At 67.4% G+C, this 5,763-nt stretch carries 6 protein-coding genes; 5 read left to right on the top strand and 1 reads right to left on the bottom strand.

Translation table 11 applies throughout. The features are described from left to right. The 5 genes from G3N93_RS31990 to G3N93_RS31970 form a co-directional block, all read left to right on the top strand. Window positions 1-475: lysoplasmalogenase (locus G3N93_RS31990; protein ID WP_206134755.1), on the top strand; the 475-nt coding region annotated here is incomplete at its 5' end. A 246-nt stretch (window positions 476-721) separates the two neighbouring features. Further along, a complete protein-coding gene (locus G3N93_RS31985; protein ID WP_174943836.1) occupies window positions 722-2,311 on the top strand; it encodes an NAD(P)/FAD-dependent oxidoreductase in 1,590 nt (529 codons plus the stop codon). Between the two features lie 21 nt (window positions 2,312-2,332). Beyond that, window positions 2,333-3,265, top strand: a complete 933-nt coding sequence (locus G3N93_RS31980; protein WP_174937665.1) for an SDR family oxidoreductase — start codon at window positions 2,333-2,335, stop codon at window positions 3,263-3,265. Next, complete coding sequence (locus G3N93_RS31975) at window positions 3,262-4,167, top strand: metal-dependent hydrolase (protein WP_206134754.1); 906 nt, start codon at window positions 3,262-3,264, stop codon at window positions 4,165-4,167. Before G3N93_RS31980 ends, G3N93_RS31975 begins: the two co-directional genes overlap by 4 nt. A 4-nt stretch (window positions 4,168-4,171) precedes the next feature. Further along, window positions 4,172-5,089, top strand: a complete 918-nt coding sequence (locus tag G3N93_RS31970) for an alpha/beta fold hydrolase (protein ID WP_206134753.1) — start codon at window positions 4,172-4,174, stop codon at window positions 5,087-5,089. Here the strand turns inward: G3N93_RS31970 and G3N93_RS31965 are convergent. After that, on the bottom strand, window positions 5,044-5,604 hold the full coding sequence (locus tag G3N93_RS31965) for a putative glycolipid-binding domain-containing protein (protein ID WP_206134752.1): 561 nt from the start codon (window positions 5,602-5,604) through the stop codon (window positions 5,044-5,046). The two genes, G3N93_RS31970 and G3N93_RS31965, sit on opposite strands and share 46 nt — an antisense overlap. Between the last annotated feature and the right edge of the window lie 159 nt (window positions 5,605-5,763).

Genomic DNA, 5,763 nt, shown 5'->3' with positions numbered 1-5,763 from the left:
CGTGACGGCCGTGCTCGGCGACGTGCTGCTCGCACTGCCCGACTGGCCGCTGTCGTTCGTCCTCGGCCTCGGCGCATTCCTGCTCACGCACGTGTGCTATTGCGCGATCTTCATGCGCTGGCGCGCCCGGCCGCACGGCTGGCGCATCGTCGCACTCATCGGGCTGTGGATCGCCGCGCCGGCGTTCTACGCGGCGTTCTTCCCGCACCTCGGCGAGTTGCTTGCACCGGTCGCCGTCTACATGCTCGTGCTGTGCGTGATGGCAAGCTTCGCGCTCGCCGCACGCACGCGCGGCCCGCTGGTGGCCATCGGCAGCCTGATCTTCGTCGGCTCCGATACGCTGATCGGCGTCGGCCGCTTCCTCGGCGGCTTTCCGGGCATCGACTACCTGATCTGGGGCCTCTATGCGCTCGCGCAGGTCACGATCGTGGCCGGGGTTTTCCATGAGACGGCGGCCCGATCGATCCGTCCCTGATACTGTTTCAAACAGACCGCCGCGCGCCGGCGGTCTCGCCTGCTCCCTCTCTCGCCCTGTCGACGGCCCTTTCCGCGTATCCCGCGATGCGGAAACCGGCCCGTTCCAAACCCCGCTCAGCCTTTTCCCGTCTGGCTTCCGGCCCTTAGAGCGCCGCTTCTAGCCTCTTGCGGTTTCCGGGTTCACCCACTATCGTTACATCAAACAATGTAACATTCGAAAATGAGCCAAATCGGAGACACCCGGATGAATGCTCGCACGTTGCCTTTCGGTCCGCCCGGCCACGACGGCCTGGACGAAACCATCGACATCGCCATCATCGGCACCGGCTTCGCCGGCCTCGGGATGGCAATCCGCCTGCGGCAAACAGGCGTGACCGACTTCGTCGTCCTCGAGAAGGCCGCGTCGGTCGGCGGCACGTGGCGCGACAATCATTACCCCGGGTGTGCATGCGACGTGCAATCGCACGTCTATTCGTTCTCGTTCGCGCCGAACCCGCGCTGGACGCGCATGTTCGCGCCGCAGCCGGAGATCCGCGCCTATCTGGAAGACTGCGTGCAGCGCTTCGGGATCGGCGCGCACCTGCGCCTGAACCACGAACTGCAGCGCGCCGAGTACGACGAGGCCGCGCAACGCTGGCGCCTCACGTTCGCGAACGGCAAGCGGCTGTCGGCGCGCGTGCTGGTGTCGGGGATGGGCGGGCTGTCGCGGGCCGCGCTGCCGTCGATTCCTGGCGTCGAGAACTTCAAGGGCCGCGCGTTCCACTCCCAGAACTGGGATCACGACTATGCGCTCGAAGGCAAGCGCGTCGCGGTGATCGGCACCGGCGCGAGCGCGATCCAGTTCGTGCCGCAGATCGCGCCGCGCGTGAAGGAACTCGCACTGTTCCAGCGCACGCCGCCGTGGATCATGCCGAAGCCCGACCGCAACCTGACCGGGCTCGAGAAATGGCTGTTCCGCACGCTGCCGTTCACGCAGAAGGCCGTGCGCAGCAGCATCTACTGGATGCTCGAATCGCGCGTGCTCGGCTTCGCGATCCATCCGTCGCTGATGAAGAACGTGCAGAAGCTCGCGCTGCGCCACATCCGCAAGCAGATTCCCGATCCGGAGCTGCGCAAGACCGTCACGCCGAACTACACGCTCGGCTGCAAGCGCGTGCTGATCTCGAACGACTACTACCCGGCGCTGTCGCGCAAGAACGTCGACGTGATCACGACCGGCATCGACCACATCGAAGCCGACGCGGTCGTGACGACCGACGGCCAGCGCCATGAAGTCGACTGCCTGATCTACGGCACCGGCTTCCAGGTGGCCGATCCGTATCCGCGCGGCGCGATCATCGGCCGCGGCGGGCTCGACATCGTCGACGCATGGCGCGACGGCGCGCACGCGTACCTCGGCTCGACGCTGCCCGGCTACCCGAACTTCTTCATGATCGTCGGCCCGAACACGGGCCTCGGCCACAACTCGATGGTGTTCATGATCGAGTCGCAGATCGAGTACATCCTCGGCGCACTGCAGGCGATGCGTCGCGAACGTGCGGATGCGCTTGAGGTGCGCCCGCTCGTCGAGGCGCAGTTCAACAGCGACCTGCAGGGCCGGCTCAAGAAGGCGATCTGGTCGACGGGCGGCTGCAAGAGCTGGTACCTCGATCCGCGCACCGGCAAGAACACGACGCTGTGGCCGGGCTTCACGTGGCGCTTCCGCCAGGCGACCGCGCACTTCTCGATCGCCGACTACCACGCGTATCGCGCGCCGCAACACGACACGACCGCGCGGCCCGCCGCCGCGCCCGCCGCTTCCGCTTCGACTTCCACGTCCGCCGAAGCGGCCTGAGCCAGACAAGGAGCCACCGACATGAGAGATTTCGCCAACAAGGTCGCCGCGATCACGGGCGCCGGCTCGGGCATGGGCCGCTCGCTCGCGATCCAGCTCGCGCAGGCCGGCTGCCACGTATCGCTCGCCGACAAGAACGCCGTCGGCCTCGCCGAAACCGAGCGGATCGTCCGCACGATCGCGCCGAACGTGCGCGTGTCGACGCGCGTGCTGGATGTCGGCGACCGCGACGCGATGTTCGCGTGGGCCGACGACACCGCGAAAGAGCACGGCAAGGTCAACCTGATCTTCAACAACGCGGGCGTCGCGCTGTCGAGCACGATCGAAGGGATGGAATACAGCGATCTCGAGTGGATCGTGAACATCAACTTCTGGGGCGTCGTGCACGGCACGAAGGCATTCATGCCGCACCTGAAGGCATCGGGCGACGGCCACGTGATCAACACGTCGAGCATCTTCGGGATCTTCGCGCAGCCGGGCATGAGCGGCTACAACGCGACCAAGTTCGCGGTGCGCGGCTTCACCGAATCGCTGCGCCAGGAACTCGACATGATGAAGTGCGGCGTGTCGGCGACCTGCGTGCATCCGGGCGGCATCCGCACGAACATCGCGCAATCGAGCCGTGTCGCGAAGAACATGGTCGGCTTCATCGTCGAGAGCGAACAGCAAGGCAAGGACAGCTTCGAGAAGTTCTTCATCACGACCGCCGACGACGCCGCGCGCACGATCCTCGCCGGCGTGCGCAAGAACAAGCGCCGCGTGCTGATCGGCCGCGACGCGAAGGGTGCGGACTGGATGGCGCGCATCCTGCCGTCCGCGTACCAGGCGCTCGTCGTGCTCGCAACGCGCCGCGAGGCCGCGAAGGCCCGCCGCGCCGCACGCGGCACGCCGGCGGCCGCGCCGCTGCACGCCACCTACAACAATGCAGGCAACCAGGGAGGAGAACAATCATGATGACCCCGAACATGATGCCCGTGCGGCGCGACATCCGTTTCGCGCTGCCCCCCGAACGCGCGCGCGACTGGCACGTGCAGGGCGTGCCCGTCACGCACTTCATGAACGCGCTGTCGCTGCTGTTCCCGGCCGGCGAACGCTTCTTCATGGATTCGGTGCGCAACTACCGCGACCAGATCGAGGACCCCGAACTGAAGAAGCAGGTGCTCGGCTTCATCGGCCAGGAAGCGATGCACACGCGCGAGCACATCGAATACAACGACCTGCTGCAGTCGTCCGGCCTGCCCGCGCACAAGCTCGACAAGCGCCTGTGGACGATCCTCGGCTGGTTCAAGAAGGTGCTGCCGCATTCGATGCAGCTCGCGATCACGATCGCGCTCGAGCACTACACGGCGATCCTCGCGAACCAGCTGCTGTCGGGCCACGAGCACCGCATCGACGGCTCGGTCGAAGGCTACCAGCAGATGTGGATGTGGCATGCGATGGAGGAAACCGAGCACAAGGCGGTGTCGTACGACGTATGGACCACCGTGATGAAGCCGGGCCTCGGCAGCTACCTGCTGCGCACGGGCACGATGCTGACGACGACCGTGTTCTTCTGGACCATCGTGTTCGACTTCCACGTGCGCCTGATGCGTGCGCACCGTCGCGAGCACGGCAAGTTCGGCGGCATGTGGCGCCTCGTGAAGTATCTGTACAGCCCGAAGCACGGCGTGTTCCCGAGCATCGCGCGCGAATGGCTCGACTACTTCCGCCCGGGCTTCCACCCGTGGGACCACGACAACCATCAGTACCTGCAGGGGCTCGACACGCTGCTCGAGAACATCGACGCGACCAACGCGCGCTACGCCGCGCAAGCCGCCCCGCGCCGCGTGCCGCTGCACCCGGTTCCGCAGGCATGACGCCATGTCGCGCGCCCACGAGATGCTGACCGTCCAGTCCGGCGACGTGAAACTCGCCGTCTACGTAAGCGGGTCGCGTCGCGCCCCGCCGCTGATCCTCGTGCACGGCTACCCGGATTCGGCGGCCGTGTGGGCGCCGATCCGCGCGCGGCTCGCGAAGCGCTACCGTGTGATCGCGTACGACGTGCGCGGCGCCGGTGCGTCCGATGCGCCGCGCCGCCGCGCCGACTACACGCTCGAACGGCTCGCCGCCGACCTGAAAGCGGTGGCCGACGCAACCTGCGGCGGCCGGCCGTTCCATCTCGTCGGCCACGACTGGGGGTCGATCCAGTGCTGGGAGGCCGTGACCGACCCCGCGTTCCGCGGCCGGATCGCGTCGTACACGTCGATCTCGGGCCCGTGCCTCGATCACGTGTTCCGCGCGAAGATGCGGCTCAAGCAGAGCCTGAAGTCGTGGTACATCGCGTTCTTCCACCTGCCGCTCGTGCCGTCGCTGGTGTGGCGGCTCGGCGGTGCGGCATTGTGGCCGCGCTGGCTGCAGCTCACCGAGCGCGTGCGGGCCGAGCGCGATCCCGTGCAACTGAAGAACGCGCTGAACGGCCTGCAGCTGTACCGCGCGAACTTCATCGCGCGGGCACGCAAACCGCGTGAACGGTACGCGCAGGCGCCCGTGCAGATCCTGGTACCGGTGCGCGACCGCTACGTGACGCCCGAGATGTCGGTCGACCTCGACCGCTGGCTCGGCGACCACGTGCGCGAGGAAATCGACGGCACGCACTGGATCGTGCTGCGTCATCCCGACATGATCGCGTCGCGGATCGACCGCTTCGCGTCCGCGCAGGAGCGGCCGGCGCTCGCCCCGGCCGCGGCCAGGGTTCAGCGTACCGCGGGCGCCGGCAGGCGCCTGAACAGCGTCTCGTAATCGACGACGAGCCCGTCGTCGTCGATCTCCATCTCGGCCGTGAAGTCGCGGAAGATTCCTTCATAGCGGTAGCGCCGGCCCGGCTCGAGGCACGCATAGGCCTGCTTGACCGGCGTGACCTTCAGGTCCGGCGTCGAGATGTACGCGACGTCGATCGGCCGCCGCTCGCCGCGCGCGAGCCCGAGACGGCCGATCGGCAGCGAATTCGTGAACGGCGTCGCCGCGATGTCGATGTCGATGCAGCCGTCGAGAACCGGCAGTGCGCGGCCCGAGCCGTCGTGCCAATGGCCGGCGCAGTCACTGCGCAATTCGAGCGTGCCGCCGCCCATCACCTTGAGCACCGCACAGGTCACGCGCCAGTGCGCGTCGCATTCAACGCGATACGCGAGCCCGTACGCACGGCCGTACCGCTGGCCGACCACCGCGCTTTCGACGACGATCCCGCCGCCGCTCCGGTCGAACGTCAGATGTTCGACCCCGTCGCCTTCGAGCGACGCCCAACGCACTTCGCGCATCTCTCCGCCTCCCGGTTTTCCCGATGCGGGACATCGTGGCACAAATCCCCCGACCACAACGCCAGCCGCCGCCCGAATGCACGAGCGGTGCGAACAACGCCCCTGAATACGCCAACGGAGCGGCGCTCAAGCACCGGGGATCCTCCGCATTCCCCGATA

It is taken from the genome of Burkholderia sp. Se-20378 (assembly GCF_017104665.1).
Lineage (GTDB): Bacteria > Pseudomonadota > Gammaproteobacteria > Burkholderiales > Burkholderiaceae > Burkholderia > Burkholderia lata.
The sequence above is the reverse complement of the archived record's forward strand: the minus strand, read 5'-3'. Positions and strand labels throughout refer to the sequence as shown.

Coding starts and splice junctions, on each gene's coding strand:
- G3N93_RS31985 (WP_174943836.1), top strand. CDS start 722: ATGAATGCTCGCACGTTGCCTTTCGGTCCGCCCGGCCACGACGGCCTG.
- G3N93_RS31980 (WP_174937665.1), top strand. CDS start 2,333: ATGAGAGATTTCGCCAACAAGGTCGCCGCGATCACGGGCGCCGGCTCG.
- G3N93_RS31975 (WP_206134754.1), top strand. CDS start 3,262: ATGATGACCCCGAACATGATGCCCGTGCGGCGCGACATCCGTTTCGCG.
- G3N93_RS31970 (WP_206134753.1), top strand. CDS start 4,172: ATGTCGCGCGCCCACGAGATGCTGACCGTCCAGTCCGGCGACGTGAAA.
- G3N93_RS31965 (WP_206134752.1), bottom strand. CDS start 5,604: ATGCGCGAAGTGCGTTGGGCGTCGCTCGAAGGCGACGGGGTCGAACAT.